Here is a 19,504-nt window from a genome sequence, read left to right as displayed (position 1 = left end):
CCACGACGCCCCCCACCCCCGAACCGCCCCGGTGCAGGGCGTTTGCGGAGACCTCCGGGGCGTCTGCTTCGATGCGCGACTCCATGTCCCAGGTCGACAAGCTCCAAGACGCCGAAGAACAGGTCGCGCAGCTGCGCGAGGAGGCATCGCGCACCGAGCGCGAGGCCCGCGACGCCGACCTGCGCAAGGCTCCCCTGTCCCCCACCGCAGCCAAGGAGCACCGCGCGATCGCGGCGCGCCTGGCTCAGGTGCGCACGATGGTCAACATGCGCACCGGCCCGCTGCCGGACCTCCATGAGCTGGCGGTCTCCATCAAGGAGACCGGCCTGCTGCACCCACCGCTCGTCCGAGCCACCGGCGAGGACGACCAGCCCTACGAGCTGCTGGCCGGCCGCCGCCGCTTCGGCGCGATGCAGCTCCTGGACGCCGCCGAGGGCGACCGCGAGTGGCGGTTCACGCTCATCGACGACATCTCGCGCCGCGAGGCGCTCACGATGCAGTTCGCCGAGAACTTCCACCAGAGCCGCCCCGAGCCCGTGCAGTTCGCCCGCGCCGCGCGGGCCATCATGAGCGAGGACCCGCAGCTCACGGCCGCGGAGGTCTCGCGCCTGGTCGGCGCGCCGCTGGAGTGGACGCGCAAGGCGCTGCGGCTGCTCGACCTCCCCGACGCGATCGTGACGCGCGTCGAGCAGGGCGACCTCTCGTTCACGGCCGCCGACATCGTCCGCCGCGGGATCGCGCGCGGCGCGGTCAGCGAGGAGCGCGCCGAGGACCTCGTCCAGCAGCACGCCGACGGCGAGATCAGCGGCGGCGCGCTCAAGCTCGGCGTCGGCTACGTGCCGCCCAAGCCCAAGGACTACGACGAGTTGTCGCGCAAGCTCGACGAGGCGCGCTGGGCCGCGGCCCGCGAGAGCGACCGACCCCAGCCCGGCGAGCGTGCCCAGGACCGCGACTTCGACGGCGCCGAGGTCCGCGCGCACGACCGCCGCCCGGCGCCGCCGCGCCGCGGCCCGGGGGCGTGGCGCCGCGGGTGCAGGCCGAGGACCTCGACGCCTACGTGCTCGGGCTCGTGCTCGCGCGCGTGGCCACCCAGGAGCACCGCGCCTCGCTCGGCATCGCCGGCCACGAGGCCGCGCAGGAGTACGCGTTCTCGTTGCACCCGCGCGAGCGCCTCGGCGTCTTGCGCGCGCTGGCCGGCGAGCTCCTGGCCGCCGACCCGGTGCCGCCGCGCGCCCTGGCCGGCGTGCTCACGGGCTAGGACCCGTACACATGGACGACGACGCGATCTGGGTGCGCCCACAGCTCGGCCTCGACGGGCGCGTCGAGATCCCGCGCGGCCGTCTGCCCGAGCACTCGATCGACGCCCACGCCGCGCGCCAGCTCGTCCACGACGAGCTGATGCTCGACGGCCGCTCGCGGCTCAACCTCGCCACGTTCGTGACGACGTGGATGGAGCCCGAGGCGCGCGAGCTCATGGCCGAGTGCCAGGACCGCAACCTCGTCGACAAGGACGAGTACCCCCAGACCGCCGAGCTCGAGCGCCGCTGCGTGGCGATGCTCGGCGACCTGTGGGGCGCGCCGGGCACCGCGGTCGGCACCTCGACCACGGGCTCCAGCGAGGCGTGCATGCTCGCCGGCATCGCCCTGCAGCGCCGCTGGCGCGCCCGCGGCGCCACCGGGCGCCCGAACCTCGTGATGGGCGCCAACGTCCAGGTCTGCTGGGAGAAGTTCTGCCGCTACTGGGACGTCGAGCCGCGCCTGCTGCGCGTCGGCGACGGCACGACGCACCTGACCGCTGAGCGGGCCGTGGCCGCCTGCGACGCGCAGACGATCGGCGTCGTGGCGATCCTCGGCTCGACGTTCGACGGCACCTACGAGCCGGTCGCCGGCATCGCCGCTGCGCTCGACGCGCTGCGCGACCGCGGCGGGCCCGACGTGCCGATGCACGTCGACGCCGCCTCGGGCGGCTTCATCGCGCCGTTCCTGGACCCCGATCTGGTCTGGGACTTCCGCCTGGCGCGGGTGCAGTCCATCAACGCCTCGGGCCACAAGTACGGGCTCGTCTACCCGGGGATCGGCTGGGGCCTGTGGCGCGACGAGGCCGCGCTCCCGCGCGAGCTCGTCTTCGACGTGGACTACCTCGGCGGGAGCATGCCGACCTACGGCCTGAGCTTCTCGCGCCCCGGTGCGCAGGTCGCCGCGCAGTACTACACCTTCGTGCGCCTCGGGCGTGAGGGCTACCGTGCGGTGGGCCAGGATTGCCGCGACGTGGCCCGCTGGCTGGCCCGCGAGATCGGGTCGATCGGCGCGTTCTCCCTGCTGTCGCGCGGCGAGGAGCTCCCCGTGCTGGCCTTCAGCGTCGCGGCGCCCGACGCGGGGTGGACGGTCTACGACGTCTCCGAGCGCCTGCGGGCGCACGGGTGGATCGTCCCCGCCTACCCGATGCCCCAGGGCCTGGAGGACCTCCACGTGCTGCGGATCGTCGTGCGCAACGGCTTCAGCCGCGACATGGCCGGGCTGCTCGTGCGCGACCTGCAGTCCGTCGTCGCCCGTCTCACGGGCGACGAGGCGCGTGCGCCCGGCGCGCGCATCGGCTTCCACCACTGACCCCGGGGCGCCGGTCTCCTAGACTCGGGGCCCGATTCCCGGAGGACCACACGTGAGCGAGCACCCCTTGGCCGATCCCGAGCTGGAAGTGACCCCCGACGACGTCCGCAGGCGCCTCGACGCCGGTGAGATCCAGCTCATCGACGTCCGCGAGCAGTACGAGTGGGATGCCGGGCGCATCCCCGGCGACAGCCGCCACATCGAGCTCGAGCGCCTGAGCTCGCAGGCCGCGACGATCGACCGCCAGCGGCCCGTCGTGTTCCAGTGCCGTCTCGGCGCCCGGTCGCTCATGGCCGCCCAGGCGTTCCGCCGGGCCGGCTTCGACGCCTGGTCGCTGGCCGGCGGCATCCAGGCCTGGCACGACGCGGGCCTGCCGCTGGACCCGCCCGACGGGTCGGTCGCCGACCACTGACCCGCAGCACGTCGGAGGCCCGCCAGGGCGGGCCTCCGGGAGCTTCGGTGCGCGGGCGGACGACCGCCGCGCGGCGGATCAGACGCGCTGGACGTTGACGGCCTTGGGCCCCTTGTCCCCGCTCTCCTCCTCGTAGGTCACGCTCGCGCCCTCGGGCAGCGAGCGGTAGCCGTCGGCGATGATCGCGCTGTGGTGCACGAACAGGTCCTTGCCGCCGGCGTCCGGGGTGATGAACCCGAACCCCTTGTCGTCGCTGAACCACTTCACGGTTCCGCTGGGCATGTGAGTGTTCTCTCCGTCCCTCGTGTGCTGCGTTTCGTCTGGGAGGAGACGCTCCTGCCACCTGCGACGCCCGCACGACTTGTCCACCGGGGCCAACCCCCGGCCGTTCGCCGGGGAACGTACCAGGTGTCGCAAGCGCCGTCCGTGAATCCGCGGTGAACGCGGACCCGGATCGGGCCCGGCCGCCGTGGGTCAGCCGTCCTGCGAACCGGCGGACTCGACGTCCGGCGCCTCGATCTCACGCTTGAGGATCTTGCCGGTGGGACCCTTGGGCAGCTCGTCGACGAACCACACGTGCCGCGGGTATTTGTAGGCCGCGACGTTCTCCTTCACGTAGGCCCGGATGGCGTCCTCGTCGACGTCCTCGCCGTCCTTGAGCACGACGGCGGCACCGACCTCCTCCCCCAGCTCGGGGTGCGGAACGGCGACGACTGCGGCCTCGCGGACGGCCGGGTGCTCGTAGAGCACCTCCTCGATCTCGCGCGGGTAGACGTTGTAGCCGCCGCGGATGATGAGGTCCTTCTTGCGGTCCACGATGAAGAAGTAGCCGTCCTCGTCGACCTTGGCCATGTCGCCCGTGTGGAACCACCCGCCGCGCATGACCTCCTCGGTCGCATCGGGCCTGCCCCAGTAGCCCTTCATGACGTTGTGGCCGCGGATGACGATCTCGCCGACCTCGCCGGGGGCCACCTCGTCGTCGGACTCGTCGACGACCTTCATCTCCACGCCCTCGATGGGCGTGCCGATGGACCCCGCCTTGCGCTCGCGGTCGGGGTGGTTGAACGAGGCCACCGGCGAGGTCTCCGAGAGGCCGTAGCCCTCCAGGACCTTGCAGCCGAACGCCGCCTCGAAGCCGTGCAGCAGCTCGACGGGCAGGGCCGCGCCGCCCGAGGCGCAGACCTTCAGCGACGACGTGTCGTACTGCTCGCGGCCGTCGAGGTGCAGCATCGCGTTGTACATCGTCGGCACGCCCTCGAAGACGGTGACGTGGTCACGCTGGATGATCTCCAGGGCCTTGGCCGGCTCGAAGCGCGGGATGAGCGTGAGGCAGCCGCCCGCGAGGATCGTGGCGTTCATCCCGCACGTCTGGCCGAAGGAGTGGAACAACGGCAGTGCCCCCAGGACCACGACGTCCTCGGCCAGCCCGAACAGCGCCACGGACGCCTCGGCGTTGCGGCGCATGTTGCTGTGGGTGAGCTCGGCGCCCTTGGGCGTCCCGGTCGTGCCCGACGTGTAGAGGATGACCGCGGTGTCGTCGTCGGCGCGCTCGGCGACCTCGGGGTCGGGCTCGTGCTCGAAGATGATGCCCTCGATCTCGCCGGGCTTGACGAGGACGAGCTCGGCCCCGGCCGCCTCGGCGCCCTGGCGCGCGGCGTCGGCGAAGTCGTGCCAGGCGAAGAGGAGCTTGGCCTGCGGGTCCGAGAGGTAGAACCCGGCCTCGCGGCCCTTGAGCAGGACGTTCATCGGGACGACGACGCCGCCGGCGCGCAGCACCCCGTAGTAGGCCACGGGGAAGTAGGGGACGTTGGGCAGCATGATCCCGACGCGGTCGCCGGGCTCGACGCCCTTGGCCTTCAGCATCGCCGCCACCCGCGCGGCGGCCTCGTCGAGCAACGCGTAGCTGAAATCCGCGTCGTCGAGCTTGAGCGCGACGCGGTCGGGATGACGCCCCGCGGAGGCGGTGAGGATCGTCGCGAGGTTGGCGCTCATCGCCCGACCCCATCCCGCGGGGCGTGAGGTCCGCCGCCCACCGGGACGACGGGTCAGAGCGACCGGCCGCGCGACGCGGACAGCTTGCCCACCGCGCCGCGGATGATGCGCGAGACCTGCATCTGGGAGACGCCGACGATGCGGCCGATCTCCTCCTGGGTGAGGTCCTCCTCGAAGCGCAGGCGCAGCACGCGCTGCTCGCGCTCGTCGAGGCGCTCGAAGAGCCGCGACAGCGTCGCGCGATGCTCCGCGCGGCCCAGCTCGGGGTCCTCGGCGCCGAACGCGTCGGCCAGCGTGGCGTCCTGGTCCTCGCCGTTGCCGCGCGGGGCGTCCAGCGACGTGGCGCGCATGCCCTGCTGGGCCTGCAGCGCCTCGAGCACCTGCTCGTCGTCGAGCTCGAGCGCCTGGCCGATCTCGCGGACCGACGGTGAGCGCCCCAGCCGTGTCGTGAGCTCGGTGCGGTACTTGTCGACCTCCAGCGCGCGCTCCTGCAGCTCGCGCGGCGGGCGCACCGACCAGCAGCGGTCGCGGAAGTGGCGGCGCAGCTCGCCGACGATGGTCGGCACGGCAAAGCTCGAGAACGCGATTCCGCGGGCGGGGTCGAAGCGGTCGATCGCCTTCAGAAGCCCGAGGCTGGCGACCTGCAGCAGGTCGTCGAAGGGCTCCTCGGCCTTGCGGTAGCGCTTGGCGATCGAGCGGGCCAGCGGCAGGAAGCGCTCGACGAGGGCGCTGCGGAGACGGGGATCGCGCGAGTGCGCATAGGCCTCCAGCAGCTGGGCGTCGGTGCGCGGGGGCAGGTGGGTGGTGCCCTCGGCGGGACGAGGCGTGGAAACGACCGTCATAGACCTTGGAGGTTCCCGGTCGGACCACGCGGTAAACGGCGCGGGCCCCGACCTGGCGCGTCGGATCAGTCGTCGCCCGGTGGCCGGCGGGCGCGCTTGACCGACGAGCGGCGGGCCTTGGCGTCCAGGCGGCGCGTCCGCGAGGCCTTCGTGGGGCGCGTCGGGGTCCGCGAGCGCTGGACGTGCAGGGCGCGGGCCAGGCGCTCCTCCAGGCGCTGGAGGGCCAGCTCCCGGTTGCGGGCCTGGCTGCGGGCGTCCTGGGCCACCGCCCGCACGACCGGCCCGCAGCGGTCCATGACGCGGCGGCGCTGCTCGGGGGTCAGCGCCGTGGAGGCCGCCACGTCGAAGGAGGCCTCGATCCGCGACGCGGTCACGTTGGCGTGCTGGCCGCCCGGCCCCGAGGACCGGCTCGCCCGCAGCACGACCTCGGTCAGCGGGATGCGGACCGAGCGGGTGGGATGCAGGGCGTCGTCGCTCATGGCGCGGTCGGCCGGCGCGGGGCACCGGGCGATCGTGCATGCAAGCAGGTGGCGCGGCCGGTAGCGTCGCGCCCGCCGATGGACGGACGCGACGGACCCATCACGCTGCACACCCTGACCGACGGCGGCCAGACCGCCGAGGCGGTGGCGGCCCACCTCATCGCGTTCCTGGGCACGGCCCACACGAGCCTCGACATCGCGCTGTACGACGTGCGCCTGCCCGGCGCCGTCGGCGACGCCGTCGCCGGCACCGTGCGCTCGGCCGCGGGGCGCGGCGTCGCGGTGCGCATCGCCTACAACGTCGACGGCGCCCGGCGCGTCCCGTTCCCGCCGCCGCCGCGGACCCGTCCGGACATCCTCGCCCAGCTCGGCGTGCCGCTGCGCGGCATCGGAGGCGAGCCGGACCTCATGCACCACAAGTACGTCGTGCGCGACGGGACCGGCGTGTGGACGGGATCGACGAACTGGACGCTGGACTCGTGGACCCGCGAGGAGAACGTCATCGTCACCGTCGACTCGGCGGCGGTCGCGGCCGCCTACGCGCGCGACTTCGACGACCTGTGGTCCCGCGGCCGCGTCGAGGGCTCGGGCGAGCGCGACGCCGTCGCGGTCTCCGTCGGCGGCACCGCCACGGTCGCGCCCTGGTTCTGCCCGGGGCGTGGCGAGGCGCTGGCCCACCGCATCGCGGCCGTCATCGGCCGCGCCCGCCGCCGCGTGCGCATCGCCTCCCCCGTGCTGACCTCCGGGCCCGTGCTCGGGACCCTGGCCGAGGTCTGCGCCGAGCGGCGCGTCGACGTCGCCGGGGTGTGCGACTGGACCCAGGTCCTGCAGGTCTTCGACCAGTGGGGCGCCAACCCCGCGTCGTCGTGGAAGGCACCGCTGCTCGCGCAGGTGCTCGAGGGGGCCGCCTTCCACGGCAAGCGCTCGACGCCCTATGCGCCGGGCACCGTCCACGACTACATGCACGCCAAGGTGACGGTCGCCGACGACGTGACGTTCGTCGGCTCGTTCAACCTGTCGCGGTCGGGCGAGCTCAACGCCGAGAACGTGCTGGAGATCGACGACCCGGGGGTCGCCCAGCACATGGCCGACTACATCGACGCGGTGCGCGCCCGCTACGACGACGTGACGCCGCCCGTGGCGCCGTCGGCGGTCACGGGTCCTCCTGGCGCGTCCGCGCCGCCTCGACGAGCCTGACGACCTCGGCCGGATCGTCGGTGGCCACGAGCAGCCCGGGGTCGGCGGGGCCTATGAGGCCCTCGTCGAGCAGGCGCTCGACGATCCACGCCTGCAGGCCCGCCCAGAACGCCGTCCCGAACAGGATGATGGGGAAGTCGCGGATCTTGTCGACCTGCTCGAGGACGAGCGCCTCGAACAGCTCGTCCAGCGTCCCGAAGCCGCCGGGCATGACCACGAACGCCGTGGCGTAGCGCACGAACATGAGCTTGCGGGTGAAGAAGTATGAGAACCGCAGCTCGATGTCCTGGTAGGCATTGGCCGCCTGCTCGAACGGCAGCTCGATGTTCAGCCCGACCGACGTGGCGTCCGCGTCGCGCGCGCCGCGGTTGGCGGCCTCCATGATCCCGGGACCGCCGCCCGTGATGATCGCGAAGCCGGCCTCGCCCAGCCGGCGTGCGGTCTCGCGGGCCTTCGCGTAGGCGTCGGCCTCGGGCGGCGTGCGCGCCGAGCCGAAGAACGACACGGCGGGACCCAGCTCGCGCAGCGCGCCGAAGCCCGTGCGCAGCTCGTGCTCGATGACCTCGACGCGCTCGGACTCGGTGCGCGTGGCGACGATGGAGCGGCGCTTGGTGCCGAGCAGCTCCTCGTCGGTGGTCGCGGGCGGGCGTTCGGGGTGCGGCGGCACGGACCGGTGTTGTACTGCACCGGCCCCGCGCGCCGGCAGGTCGGCGGCGGGCGGCCCGGGGCCCCCCGCCGTCGCCACGCACCCCTGCGCGGAGCCTTCGGATCAGAGGCCGGGCGGGTGGACGGCCGTGTAGCCGCTGCTCGACCGGGTGTCGGCATGCCAGCGCGTGCCGTCCTGCTGGCGGCCGCTGGTGTCGTAGCGCAGGCCCGCCACCATCATGTAGATGTGGCCGCCGTTGGCGTACAGGGTCACCCACTGGCCGGGGCCGGGCTCGCCCCAGGAGGTGAAGTCGCCGGAGGGCAGGGCCTGGTCGAGCAGGCCCGCGCCATGCAGCGCGTAGGAGACCGAGCCCGAGCAGTCGTAGCCCGTGTCCTGCCACGTGCCGTGCCCGCCGCCGTAGTGGTAGGGCGTCTTGGCGATCTCGTTGCCGGCGGCGATGATCTGCTTGACCGGGTCGGGCGCGCTGGCCGGGGCGACCGCCAGGCCGTCGGCGCCGATCGTGGCCTTGTCGCCGGGCGCCAGCGGCGGGGGCTGGGCCGCCGTGGCGGGGGCGCCACCGTCCCCGGCGACCAGGGAGCGCAGGAGGTCGATGTCGGCGGCGTCGACGATCCCGTCCTGGGCGACCTGCCGGTCGGTCTCGAAGAGCTTGACGCTCTTGAGGGTGCCCGCCCCGAACTCGCCGTCGATGCCGGTCTTGAACCCGGCGCGGGTGAGGAAGTCCTGGAGGATCCGGACGTCGTGGCCGCTCATGCCCTGCTGGAGCGGGATGCGGTCGCCGAGGTGCTGGGACCCGCCGGCGCTGCGCAGGCCGAACCCGCCGTTGGTGTTGCGCGACGCCGAGCCGTTGGTGGCGCGCCGCAGGGCGCTGACGGTGGCCGCGTCGGCGACGCCGGTGGCCTTGAGGTCGGCCGCGCGCTGGAAGCGGCGCAGGACCTTCGCGGTGCCGGACCCGAACTGGCCGTCGGCGGTGGTCTTGAACCCGGCCCGGGTCAGCAGGCGCTGCAGCGCCTTGACCGCGGCGCCGGTGTCGCCGCGGCGCAGGGTGCTCTTGCCCAGAGCGGCCGAACTGGTGCTCGAGGCCGAGGTGGCGGCGCCCGCGGCGGCGGGGACGAGGAGCACCGCGGCAGCCGCGAAGGCGGCCACCAGACCGAGGAACGACGAACGGAACGACAACGACGACAACGGGGGAACCCTCTCTTTGGCGGCGCCTACGGGGTTAGCTGTCGGGCTCGCGCCAAGAGAGTGGCGCTACGTCGCACGCTGGCGACGACTCGCCCCGTGACCGGATGGTTCCGGCCATTGGGTCCCCCGCTCCCCGACGACGTCCGCCGGGGATTCGGCTGGTGAAACGACCGCGTGAGCTTAGCGAGGCGCGCGGCGGGATGTCGTCATAACGACGTCCGAATGCGTACCTTCACGCCCCATTTCCAGGATCCAGGGCCGCGAGCGCGACGGCGAGCGCGACCTCGGCGCGGGTCCGCAGCGACGAGACCCGCACGAACTCCCCGGGGTTGTGCGCGGCCCCGCCGCGGGGGCCGAGGCCGTCGACGGTCAGGGGGATCGCCGAGGCGAAGTGGCTGGCATCGCTGGCGCCGCCGCGGGCCGCGCCGGCCACGCGCCGCCCCAGCAGCGCCCCGGCCTGCTCGAGCAGCGGGCCCGTCGCCGCGCGCGCGTCCATCCCCGGCCACTCGCGCGCCAGGCGCGTCGTCAGCGTCGCGCCGCCGACCTGCGCCGGCACGGCGGCCAGCACGGCGGCGAAGGCCTCGAGCCGGTCGGCCCGGACGTCGGCGATGAGCCGGCCCTCGGCGGGGACCACGTTGAAGGCGTCGCCGCTGTGCAGCACGGTCGGCACGGCGGTCAGCCGCTCGGGGCCGCGGGGATCGTGGCAGCCGGCGATGGCCCGGGCGGCCTCGGCGAGCGCCAGCAGGGCGTTGACGCCGCGGTCGGGCGCCGAGCCCGAGTGCGCCGACCGGCCCTGGGCCAGCACCTCGACGGTCCCCGCCGCCTTGCGCTTGACGACGACCGCGTCCTCGCCGCCGGTGGTGAGCTCGCCGGCCTCGAAGCACAGGCAGGCGTCGAAGCCCGCGAACCGCTCCACGTGGGCGAACGGGCCGACGCGCCACTCCTCGTCGACGACGAGCAGCAGCGCGATCTCGGCGAAGCGCTCGGGCTCGGCGGCCAGCGCGCGCATGACGCCGAGCGCCAGGACGTCGCCGCCCTTCATGTCCACGGTCCCCGACCCGAACAGGCGGTCGGCGTCGTCAGGGTCGGGCTCCAGGGGACGGTGGCCGTCGTGGGCGACGACCGTGTCGAGGTGACCGAGCAGGAGGATGCGCCCGCGTCCCGTGCCCCTCAGGCGCGCCACCAGGTCGGGGGCGTGGCCGGGCGAGGAGCACGGCACGTGCTCGACCTCGGCGCCGTCGGGCAGGAGCGCCGCGGCGATGGCGGCGGCCTCCTGGGCGCCGCGGACGTCGCCCGACGGGGTCGAGACGCCGACGAGGGCCTCGAGCTCGCGCTCGGCACGTGCGGCGATGGCGGTGGCGCGGGCGGCGATCCAGGGGTCCACGGTCCCCTACTCTTCCACGCATGCCACGAGGACCGCAGGTGGGTGAGCTTGCGCCCGACTTCGAGCTCCAGGGCACCGCCGGCCGCTTCCGCCTCGGCGACCATCGCGGCCGCCGCGTGGTGCTGGCGTTCTACCCCGGCGACGAGACGCCCGTGTGCACGAAGCAGTTCTGCTCCTACCGCGACCGCTCGGAGGACCTCTCGGCGCTCGATGCGATCGTCGTGGGCATCTCGGGCCAGGACGTCGCCAGCCACGAGGCGTTCACCGCCAACCACGGCCTGACCGTCCCGCTGCTCGCCGATCCCGACAAGGCCGTCGCGCGCGCCTACGGCGTGGCGCGCCCCGTCCTGGGGACCCAGCGCGCGACGTTCGTCATCGACGAGGCCGGCCGCGTCGCGTGGAAGAAGCTCCACGCGCTGGGCCTGGACTTCGTCAGCGTGGACCAGCTCACGCAGGTGCTGGCGAACGCTCGCCCAGGAGGCGAGGTTCGCTCGGCGGGTGCTCGCCCAGGAGGCGAAACCCGCGGCCCGCGGTCTCCGTCGACCTAGCCCGGAGAACGCTCGCCCAGGAGGCGAGGTTCGCTCGGCGGGTGCTCGCCCAGGGGGCGAAACCCGCGGCCCGCGGTCTCCGGCGGCCTAGCCCAGGACGGTCGCCAGGCGCGCGTCGATGGCGCCGGCCAGCGTGTCGCGGATCGGGCCCTCGGCGTAGCGCTCGACGACGGCGCCGAGGAAGCCCTCGACCACGAGCCGCTCGGCCACGGGGCGCTCCAGTCCGCGCGAGCGCAGGTAGAAGATCTGCTCGGGGTCGATCTGGGCGATCGCGGCGGCGTGGGTGCAGCGCACGTCGTCGGCGAGGATCTCCAGGCCGGGGATGGCGTCGGCGTGGGCCTTGTTGCCGATGAGCAGGTTGCGCGCCTCCTGGAAGGCGTCGGTGCGCTGCGCGCCCGGGTCGACCTTGATCATGCCGCGCCAGACCGCCGTGGACCGCCCGCTGACCAGCCCGCGGAACGCGAGGTCGGAGACCGTGTCGGCCGCCGCGTGCTCCTGGAGCGTGTCGTAGTCGATGTGCTGGCGCCCGCGCGTGGCGTAGGCGCCGGTGACCTTGGCCGTCGACCCGCGGCCGGCCAGCGTGGTCTCCAGGAACACCTTGCCGTTGGAGCCGCCGAAGCCCAGCGTCGTCCAGTCCAGCTCGGCGTCCTTGCCCAGGACGGCGCGCTGGGACCCGAAGACCCAGGTCTTCTCGTTGACGGTCTGGGCGCCGAAGTAGCGCAGCGTGGCGTTGTCGCCGACGACGAGCTCGACGACGCCGTTGACGAGCGCCTCCTCGTCGTGGGAGGACGCGACCTGGTCCCAGACCTCGGCCTCCGCGCCCTCCTCGAGCACCACGAGCGTGCGGTGGTGCAGCGAGGTGCCCGGGCGGTCCTGGACCGTCGTGATGACGATCGGGGCCTCGACCTTGACGTTGCGCGGGACGTAGACCAGGGTGCCGTCGGTCCACTGGTCGGCGTTGACCGTCGCGAAGTACGACGGGCGCACGACGGTGCCGAAGTGCCGGCCGACGACCTCGGCGTGGCGCTCGAGCGCCACGCGCAACGGGGCGACGATGAGGGCAGATGGGTCCGATGTCCCGGGCTCCTCCTCGGAGGGGCCCACGCCGCCCTCGGGCGCAAGCAGCGCGACGCCCGCGGTGCCGGTGCCGGCCGGGGCGGCCGGCAGCGCCGCGAGGTCGAGCTTGTCGATCGGGGTGAACTCCCAGCCGGGCGTCCCCTTGAACGTGGGCAGCTCGACGCCGAGCTGCGGCACGGACGCCCCGACGGCGGGGTCGCTTCCGTGCGCGGTGGCGCTAGCCAATGGAGCCCTCCATCTGCAGCTCGATCAGGCGGTTCATCTCGACGGCGTACTCCATCGGGAGCTCCTTGACGATGGGCTCGATGAAGCCGTTGACGATGAGCTTGCCCGCCTCCTCCTCGCTGAGGCCGTGCGACATGAGGTAGAAGAGCTGCTCGTCGCCGACCTTGGAGACCGTGGCCTCGTGACCGACGTCGACGGCATCCTCGTTGATGCGGATCGTCGGGTAGGTGTCCGAGCGCGAGTGCTCGTCGAGCAGCAGCGCGTCGCAGACGACCTTGGACTTCGAGCCGTGCGCGCCCTTGGCGACCTCGAGCAGGCCGCGGTAGGACGAGCGGCCGCCGTCCTTGGAGATCGACTTGGCGAAGATGTTGCTCGTGGTGTTCGGCGCGGCGTGGACGATCTTGGCGCCGGCGTCCTGGTGCTGGCCCGCGCCCGCGAAGGCGATGGACAGGACCTCGCCGTGGGCGCGCTCGCCCATGAGGTAGACGGCGGGGTACTTCATCGTCAGCTTGGAGCCGAGGTTGCAGTCGACCCACTCGACCGTGGCGTCGGTCTGGGCGACCGCACGCTTGGTGACCAGGTTGTAGACGTTGTTGGACCAGTTCTGCACCGTCGTGTAGCGGATGCGCGCGCCCGGCTTGGCGATGAGCTCGACGACCGCGGAGTGCAGCGAGTCCGACGAGTAGGTCGGGGCCGTGCAGCCCTCGACGTAGTGCACGTAGGAGCCCTCGTCGGCGATGATCAGCGTGCGCTCGAACTGGCCCATGTTCTCCGTGTTGATGCGGAAGTAGGCCTGCAGCGGCATCTCGACGTGCACGCCCGGCGGCACGTAGACGAACGAGCCGCCCGACCACACGGCGCTGTTGAGCGCGGCGAGCTTGTTGTCGTTGGGCGGGATGATCGTCGCGAAGTACTCCTTGACGATGTCCTCGTGCTCGCGCAGCGCGGTGTCCATGTCGAGGAACACGACGCCCTGGGCCTCGAGCTCCTTGTTGACCTGGTGGTAGACGACCTCGGACTCGTACTGGGCGCCGACGCCGGCCAGGAACTTGCGCTCGGCCTCGGGGATCCCGAGGCGGTCGAACGTGCGCTTGACGTCCTCGGGCACGTCGTCCCAGGAGCGGCTGGCCTTCTCGGAGGACCGCACGAAGTAGTGGATGTCGTCGAAGTCGACGTCGGCGAGCATCGGCGAGCCCCACGTCGGCATGGGGCGCGCGAGGAAGTAGTCCAGCGCCTTGAGGCGGAACTCGCGCATCCACTGCGGCTCGTCCTTGAGCTCGGAGATCTTCTCGACGATCTCGCGGTTGAGGCCCTTCGGCGCCTTGTAGAGGTAGTTCTCGGCGTCGTGGAACCCGTAGCGCTCCGTGTAGTCGGAGCCGAGGGTCCGGAGGGAGGCCTCGTCGGGGGTCAGGACCTTCGTGGACTCGGGCGTGGCAGCCATGGGCTACTCGACCTCCAGCTTGATCAGGTCGCCTTGGACCCGGACGGAGAAGGTCTCCACGGGCTCATAGGCAGGAAGGGTCTTCGGGAATCCGGTGCGCAGGTCGAACAGGGAGCCGTGCCGCGGGCATTCGATCGCGCAGGCGTCCTGGTGCAGGACGCCCTCGGCCAGCGGACCGTCGTCGTGGGAGCAGCGATCCTCGATCGCGAACAGCTCTCCGGCGCAGTTGATGACGGCGATCTCGAGGTCCTCCCATTCCACGACGCGCATGGCGCCCGGGGGGAGCTCGGTCACGGGGCAGATGTCGATGATCTCGGGCAACGGTTTCAAATCCGACTGTGGCAGGAGGGATTGTACCGAGCACGGGGACGCCGTCACCGTCCGCCGCCCCCGGGACACTCGCGGCCGTGCCCGATCCGCACCCCCATCCGCTGCTGCGCCTGCTCGCGTCGGCGTCGATGACGCTGCGGGGCGCCACCCCCGCGCACGCGGACCTGCGCAGCCGCCTGGCCGGCCTGATGCTCGTCACGGTCATCGTCGACCTCCTGGCGGCGGGCGCCGGATGGGGGCTGGAGCACGGCCGCGGGGACATCACGACGTTCGGCAACGCGCTGTTCTGGACCACGACGCAGATGCTCACGGTGTCCTCGCAGTTCCCCAACCCGCTGACCCCGGGCGGCAAGATCCTCGACGTCGGGCTCGAGCTCTACGCGGTGACCGTCGTGACGTCGATGGCGGGCACGTTCGCCTCCTTCTTCCACCACCGCTCCCGCGAGCGCCGCGCCGCGGTCCCGGCGCCGTCCGGACGGGAGTAGGCTCGCCGCGGGGGATCCCGCGTGTCCCGAGACACCCTGCGCATCCGACTCCTGGGCGGCTTCTCGGTGCAGACCGCAGAGGTGACGGTCGCCGAGCGCGCATGGCGCCTGCGCAAGGCCCGGTCGCTCGTCAAGGTCCTGGCGCTGACCCCCGGGCGGCGCGAGCACCGCGACGCGGTCGCCGAGCTGCTCTGGCCCGAGCGCGATGCCGCCGCGGCGGCCAACAACCTGCACCAGGCGCTGCACGCCGCCCGCCGTGCACTCGGCGACCCAGGTGCGCTGACGCTGGCCGACGAGGTCCTGGCGCTGGACCCCGGGGCGTGGACCGACGTCGACGCCTTCGAGGCCGCGGCCGCGGCGGGCCGGCTCGACGAGGCCCTGGAGCTCTATCGCGGCGAGCTGCTGCCCGAGGACCGCTTCGAGCCGTGGACGGAGGGCCAGCGGCGGGCGCTCGCCGAGCTGCAGCTCGACGTCGTCCTGCGGATCGCCGAGCGCGACGCCGCCGGAGGCGACCACGGCTCGGCGATCACGCGGCTGCAGCGGGCCGTCGCCGACGCGCCCCGCCACGAGCCGGCGCGGCGCGCCCTCATGCGCGTCCTGGCCACGGCGGGGCGCCGCCAGGACGCCCTGGCCCAGTTCGAGGAGCTGCGGGCCGGGCTGCGGGCCCACAGCGAGGCCGATCCCGATCCCCAGACCCGGGCGCTGTACCGCGAGCTGCTCGCCGATCCCGCGCCGCCGGACCTCCCGCCGCCCCGCCTGCCCGTCGCCCGGACGAGCTTCGTCGGGCGCGAGCGCGAGCTCGGCGAGCTCCGGCGCCTGCTGGACCGCACGCGGCTGCTGACCCTCACGGGCCCGGGCGGGGCGGGCAAGACCCGTCTCGCCCTGGAGGCCGCGGCCGCGCGGGCGGCCGCGCTGCCCGGCGGCGTGGCGTTCGCCGACCTCGGGACCGTCGGCGACGCGGCCCTGCTGCACCAGACGGTGGCGGCGGCGCTCGGCGTGCCGATCCCCGCCAACCGCCCCGCGCTGGACGGCCTGCTGGCCCACGTCGCCGATCGCCCCGCGACCCTCGTGGTCCTCGACACGTGCGAGCACCTGCTCGACGCCTGCGCGCACCTGGCCGAGGCGCTGACGGCGGCCGGGCCCGAGCTGCGGCTGCTGGCCACCAGCCGCGAGCCGCTGCGCTGCGCCGGCGAGGTCGCCTGGCGCGTGCCGTCGCTGGCCGAGGCGCCCGAGCTCTTCCGCCAGCGCGCCGCCGCGGTGCGGCCGGGCGACGGCTGGACCGACGACGAGCAGGCGCTGGTCGAGGCGGTGTGCTGGCGCCTGGACCGGATGCCGCTGGCCATCGAGCTCGCCGCGGCGCGCACCGGCGCGCTGACCGTCGCGCAGATCGCCGACCGGCTCGGCGACTCGCTGGACGTGCTGAGCGCCGGCAGCCGCACCGCGCTGACACGCCAGGCGACGCTGCGCGCGACGATCGCGTGGAGTCACGACCTGCTCACCGACGAGGAGCGCACGCTGTTCCGGCGCCTGGCCGTGTTCGCCGGGACGTTCACGCTGGAGGCCGCGGAGGCCGTCGCGGCCGCGGCCCCACTGAGCACCCGGCGCGTGGCCGACCTCGTGGCGCGCCTGGTGGACAAGTCGCTCGTGGTCGCCGAGGCCGGCCGCTTCCGCATGATGGACACGATCCGCCAGTTCGCCGGCGAGGCGCTGCGCGAGGCCGGCGAGCGCGAGCCGACCGCGCGTGCCCACCTCGCCTGGTGCCTCGCGCACGCACGGGCTCACGATCCCGTCGCGGGCGGCACGCTGGACCCCGCGGCGCTCGAGGCGGCCCACGACGACCTGCGCGCCGCCCTGGCCTTCGCGGTGCGCCGTGACCCGCCGGCGGCGCTCGCCCTGGCCAACCACCTCTGGCGCTTCTGGCTGGCGCAGTCGCTGTTCGTGGAGGGCACGCGGTGGCTGCGGGAGGCGCTCGACGCGGCCCCGGACCCGACCGCGGCGCGCGTCGACGCCCTGCTGGCCGCCGCGGGCATGGCGCTGCGCCGCGGCGACACCGCCGGCTACCTGCGCGACGTCGACGAGGCGGTCGAGATCATGCGCGGCCTCGACGACACCCGCGCGAGCGCCGAGGCCGGGCTGCAGCACGCCGTCTTCGAGGAGTACCACCGCTCCTCGGCCCGCTCCGAGCGCCGGTTCCGCGAGGCCATCGCCACGGCCGAGCGCATCGGCGACGACCAGGTCGCGGCCGCCGCCGTGCACGCGTCGGCGCTGACGCCCTGGCACCGGTCCGACCTTCCCGGCGCGCGCGCCCGCCTCCTCGACGCCCTGGACCGGCTGCGCGCGCTGCCCGGGGCGGGCGGGCGCGTCATCCCGTCGATCACGTTCGGCCAGCCGCTGCTGCCCGAGGGCCTGGACGGCGGGGTCCGCATGGTGTGGGAGGCCACGCTGTTCCAGTTCCGGCGCCTGGACCGCGACGGCGGGGTGGTCCTCGCGCTGGGCAACCTCGCCTGGCTCGAGCGCGTGGCGAGCGACCTCGACGTCGCGCAGGGCGCCCTGTGCGAGGCGCTGGCGGTCGCCCGGGCGACGGGCGACGCGGTCGGCGAGGCGCTCACGCTGGCCCACCTCGGCCACCTCGAGCGCACCCGCGGCGATCACGAGGCGGCAGCCGCGCTGCTGGCCGACGGGATCGCGCGCATGCAGGGGCTGGGCGAGTGGCGCGAGGCCGCGGTGCTCGAGCTGGGGCTCGGCCTCGTGCGCGCGGCGGCCGGCGACCTCGGCGGCGCGCGCTCGCTGTACGGCCGGGCGCTGGACCGCTTCCTGGCCGCCGACGACGTGCCGGCCGTCGGGGGGACGCGCAACAACTGGGGGCTGCTGGAGGAGCTGGCCGGCGAGCCCGAGCGCGCGCGGGACCTGTACGCCGCCTCCGCGGCGACCTGGCGCGCCCAGGGGCTGGCCCGGCTGGACGCCTGGGCCACGCTGGCGTGCGGCGCCGTGCAGGTGCGGCTCGGGGACGCCGCCGGCGCCGCCGCCTCCGGGCGGACCGCGCACGCGGCGCTGCTCGACGTCGCCGACGCGCGGGGCGTGGCGGAGGCGGAGGCGCTGCTGGCCGTGCAGGCGGCGCTAAGCGGGCGCAAAGACCCCGCGGCCTAGCGTCGCGCCGAACACCCCGACCCCCTCTCGGAGGACTCCCCGCATGAGCACCACCCAGCAGTCCCGCCCCACCCTCGACGCCGGCGCCGTGGCCGAGCTGCGCGCCGGCGTCCGGGGCGAGGTCCTGACGCCCGGCGACGCCGGCTACGACGCGGCCCGCACCATCTGGAACGGCATGTTCGACGACCTGCGCCCGGCCGTGGTCGTGCGCTGCGCGGGCGTGGCCGACGTGATCCGCGCCGTCGGCCTGGCCCGCAGCGAGGGGCTGGAGATCGCCGTCCGCGGCGGCGGCCACAGCATCCCGGGCTTCTCGGCCGTCGACGGCGGCATCGTCATCGACCTCGGGCCGATGAAGGGCGTCCGCGTCGACCCGGCCACCGGCCGCGTCACCGCGCAGGCCGGCCTCCAGTGGCACGAGCTCGACCACGAGACCCAGGCGTTCGGCCTGGCCACCACCGGCGGCATCATCTCGACGACCGGCGTGTCGGGCTTCACGCTCGGCGGCGGCATCGGCCACCTGGTCCGGCCCTTGGGCCTGGCCTGCGACCGGCTCATCGCCGCCGACGTCGTCACCGCCGACGGGCGCCTCGTCCGGGCCGGCCTGGGCGCCGGCGAGGACGTCGACCTGCTCTGGGCGCTGAAGGGCGGCGGCGGCGACTTCGGGATCGTCACCTCGCTGGAGTTCCAGGCCGCCCCGATCGGCCCCATGGTCTACGGCGGCGCCGCGTTCTTCGAGGGCCACCGCGCCGCCGAGCTGGCCCGCTTCGTCCGCGACTGGGCGGCGTCCGGCCTGCCCGACGAGCTCACCCCGATCCTGAACCTGACGACCGCGCCGCCGGCGCCGTTCCTGCCCGAGGAGATCCACGGCAGGCCGGTGGCGATCCTCATCGGCTGCTGGGCCGGCGCGGTGGAGGAGGGCGAGCGGCAGTTCGCGCCCGTCCGCGACCTGGGCGGCGTCGCCGTCGACCTGCTCGGCCCGATCCCCTACGTCGCGCTGCAGCAGCTCGTCGACCCGCTGTGGACCAGGGGCGCGCGCAACCACATGAAGGCCGGCTACCTCGCCGACCTCGACGACGGGGCCGTCGACGCGCTCGTGACGGCCTACGAGCGCAAGCCCGCGCCGCAGTGCGAGCTGCACGTGCACGTCATGGGCGGCGCCGCCGGGCGCGTGCCCGCCGACGCCTCGGCGTTCGCGCACCGCGCCGCGCCCTACGTGGTGAACCTGATCTCGCGCTGGGAGGACCCGGCCCAGGACGAGGCCTGCCTGGCCTGGGGCCGCGAGGGCTACGCCTCGCTCGCCGGGCACCTCACCGGCGGGGCCTACATCAACTTCCTCGACGACGAGGGCGCGGGCCGCGTGCAGGACGCCTACGGCCCGGAGGGCTGGGCCCGGCTGCAGGCGATCAAGGCCGCCTATGACCCCGACAACGTGTTCCACCGCAACCAGAACATCACGCCCGCCGGCTGAGCCTGCGGCGTCCCGGCCCGG

General features: G+C 74.2%; 18 protein-coding genes, 1 pseudogene and 1 riboswitch. Of the genes and pseudogenes, 9 read left to right on the top strand and 10 right to left on the bottom strand.

From position 1 onward, the window contains the following. Positions 1 to 71: 71 nt before the first annotated feature. The 4 genes and pseudogenes from FSW04_RS28375 to FSW04_RS08645 form a co-directional block, all read left to right on the top strand. Positions 72 to 452, top strand: a pseudogene (locus FSW04_RS28375) (ParB N-terminal domain-containing protein); the annotation flags it as partial. 566 nt (positions 453 to 1,018) lie between these two features. Beyond that, positions 1,019 to 1,258: a hypothetical protein gene (locus FSW04_RS08655; RefSeq protein ID WP_146918323.1), complete on the top strand. Its 240-nt coding sequence runs from the start codon at positions 1,019 to 1,021 to the stop codon at positions 1,256 to 1,258. 11 nt (positions 1,259 to 1,269) lie between these two features. Beyond that, positions 1,270 to 2,607 (top strand): glutamate decarboxylase, encoded by a 1,338-nt coding sequence (locus FSW04_RS08650; protein WP_146918320.1) that lies wholly within the window; start codon positions 1,270 to 1,272, stop codon positions 2,605 to 2,607. A gap of 52 nt (positions 2,608 to 2,659) precedes the next feature. After that, complete coding sequence (locus FSW04_RS08645; RefSeq protein WP_228431039.1) at positions 2,660 to 3,019, top strand: rhodanese-like domain-containing protein; 360 nt, start codon at positions 2,660 to 2,662, stop codon at positions 3,017 to 3,019. Between the two features lie 78 nt (positions 3,020 to 3,097). On the opposite strand, the gene FSW04_RS08640 is transcribed toward FSW04_RS08645, so the two are convergent. The 4 genes from FSW04_RS08640 to arfB all read right to left on the bottom strand — a co-directional run bounded on the left by FSW04_RS08640 (position 3,098) and on the right by arfB (position 6,332). Continuing rightward, positions 3,098 to 3,301, bottom strand: coding sequence for a cold-shock protein (locus tag FSW04_RS08640; protein ID WP_146918318.1), 204 nt, complete (start codon positions 3,299 to 3,301; stop codon positions 3,098 to 3,100). A gap of 192 nt (positions 3,302 to 3,493) precedes the next feature. Further along, the gene (locus FSW04_RS08635; RefSeq protein WP_146918316.1) at positions 3,494 to 5,011 is read right to left on the bottom strand and encodes a long-chain-fatty-acid--CoA ligase; all 1,518 of its coding nucleotides are present in this window, start codon (positions 5,009 to 5,011) and stop codon (positions 3,494 to 3,496) included. Positions 5,012 to 5,064: 53 nt separating this feature from the next. Continuing rightward, positions 5,065 to 5,853, bottom strand: a complete 789-nt coding sequence (locus FSW04_RS08630) for a SigB/SigF/SigG family RNA polymerase sigma factor (protein ID WP_146918314.1) — start codon at positions 5,851 to 5,853, stop codon at positions 5,065 to 5,067. 65 nt (positions 5,854 to 5,918) lie between these two features. Continuing rightward, on the bottom strand, positions 5,919 to 6,332 hold the full coding sequence (gene arfB / locus FSW04_RS08625; RefSeq protein ID WP_146918312.1) for an alternative ribosome rescue aminoacyl-tRNA hydrolase ArfB: 414 nt from the start codon (positions 6,330 to 6,332) through the stop codon (positions 5,919 to 5,921). 78 nt (positions 6,333 to 6,410) lie between these two features. On the opposite strand from arfB, the gene FSW04_RS08620 reads away from it, so the two are divergent. Continuing rightward, positions 6,411 to 7,529, top strand: a complete 1,119-nt coding sequence (locus tag FSW04_RS08620) for a phospholipase D-like domain-containing protein (protein ID WP_187369357.1) — start codon at positions 6,411 to 6,413, stop codon at positions 7,527 to 7,529. On the opposite strand, the gene FSW04_RS08615 is transcribed toward FSW04_RS08620, so the two are convergent. The 3 genes from FSW04_RS08615 to FSW04_RS08605 form a co-directional block, all read right to left on the bottom strand. Then, positions 7,486 to 8,196 carry an LOG family protein gene (locus FSW04_RS08615; RefSeq protein ID WP_187369356.1) on the bottom strand — a complete coding sequence of 237 codons (711 nt, stop codon included), beginning with the start codon at positions 8,194 to 8,196 and terminating at the stop codon, positions 7,486 to 7,488. The two genes, FSW04_RS08620 and FSW04_RS08615, sit on opposite strands and share 44 nt — an antisense overlap. A 102-nt stretch (positions 8,197 to 8,298) precedes the next feature. Then, positions 8,299 to 9,315, bottom strand: a complete 1,017-nt coding sequence (locus FSW04_RS08610) for a peptidoglycan-binding domain-containing protein (RefSeq protein ID WP_187369355.1) — start codon at positions 9,313 to 9,315, stop codon at positions 8,299 to 8,301. A 70-nt stretch (positions 9,316 to 9,385) separates the two neighbouring features. Next, a riboswitch (cyclic di-AMP (ydaO/yuaA leader) is annotated at positions 9,386 to 9,548 on the bottom strand. 62 nt (positions 9,549 to 9,610) lie between these two features. Beyond that, on the bottom strand, positions 9,611 to 10,762 hold the full coding sequence (locus FSW04_RS08605; protein ID WP_146918306.1) for a M20/M25/M40 family metallo-hydrolase: 1,152 nt from the start codon (positions 10,760 to 10,762) through the stop codon (positions 9,611 to 9,613). 38 nt (positions 10,763 to 10,800) lie between these two features. Between FSW04_RS08605 and FSW04_RS08600 the strand changes: the two genes are divergently transcribed. Further along, entirely contained in the window at positions 10,801 to 11,310 is a 510-nt protein-coding gene (locus FSW04_RS08600) for a peroxiredoxin (protein WP_267128295.1), read from the top strand. An 87-nt stretch (positions 11,311 to 11,397) separates the two neighbouring features. On the opposite strand, the gene sufD is transcribed toward FSW04_RS08600, so the two are convergent. Genes sufD through FSW04_RS08585 form a run of 3 tightly spaced genes read right to left on the bottom strand, consistent with a single transcriptional unit; the run spans position 11,398 to position 14,374 of the window. After that, complete coding sequence (gene sufD / locus FSW04_RS08595; protein WP_187369354.1) at positions 11,398 to 12,564, bottom strand: Fe-S cluster assembly protein SufD; 1,167 nt, start codon at positions 12,562 to 12,564, stop codon at positions 11,398 to 11,400. A 40-nt stretch (positions 12,565 to 12,604) separates the two neighbouring features. Further along, positions 12,605 to 14,053: a Fe-S cluster assembly protein SufB gene (gene sufB, locus FSW04_RS08590; RefSeq protein WP_146918299.1), complete on the bottom strand. Its 1,449-nt coding sequence runs from the start codon at positions 14,051 to 14,053 to the stop codon at positions 12,605 to 12,607. Between the two features lie 3 nt (positions 14,054 to 14,056). Further along, on the bottom strand, positions 14,057 to 14,374 hold the full coding sequence (locus FSW04_RS08585) for a Rieske (2Fe-2S) protein (RefSeq protein WP_146918297.1): 318 nt from the start codon (positions 14,372 to 14,374) through the stop codon (positions 14,057 to 14,059). An 86-nt stretch (positions 14,375 to 14,460) separates the two neighbouring features. Between FSW04_RS08585 and FSW04_RS08580 the strand changes: the two genes are divergently transcribed. The 3 genes from FSW04_RS08580 to FSW04_RS08570 are packed head-to-tail and all read left to right on the top strand — an operon-like array spanning position 14,461 to position 19,483. Next, positions 14,461 to 14,868 (top strand): hypothetical protein, encoded by a 408-nt coding sequence (locus FSW04_RS08580; protein ID WP_146918295.1) that lies wholly within the window; start codon positions 14,461 to 14,463, stop codon positions 14,866 to 14,868. Between the two features lie 21 nt (positions 14,869 to 14,889). Then, positions 14,890 to 18,015, top strand: a complete 3,126-nt coding sequence (locus FSW04_RS08575; RefSeq protein WP_146918293.1) for a BTAD domain-containing putative transcriptional regulator — start codon at positions 14,890 to 14,892, stop codon at positions 18,013 to 18,015. Between the two features lie 43 nt (positions 18,016 to 18,058). Continuing rightward, positions 18,059 to 19,483 carry an FAD-binding oxidoreductase gene (locus FSW04_RS08570; RefSeq protein ID WP_146918291.1) on the top strand — a complete coding sequence of 475 codons (1,425 nt, stop codon included), beginning with the start codon at positions 18,059 to 18,061 and terminating at the stop codon, positions 19,481 to 19,483. Positions 19,484 to 19,504: the final 21 nt, after the last annotated feature.

Origin of the sequence: Baekduia soli (assembly GCF_007970665.1) — a bacterium.
Lineage (GTDB): Bacteria > Actinomycetota > Thermoleophilia > Solirubrobacterales > Solirubrobacteraceae > Baekduia > Baekduia soli.
The sequence above is the reverse complement of the archived record's forward strand: the minus strand, read 5'-3'. Positions and strand labels throughout refer to the sequence as shown.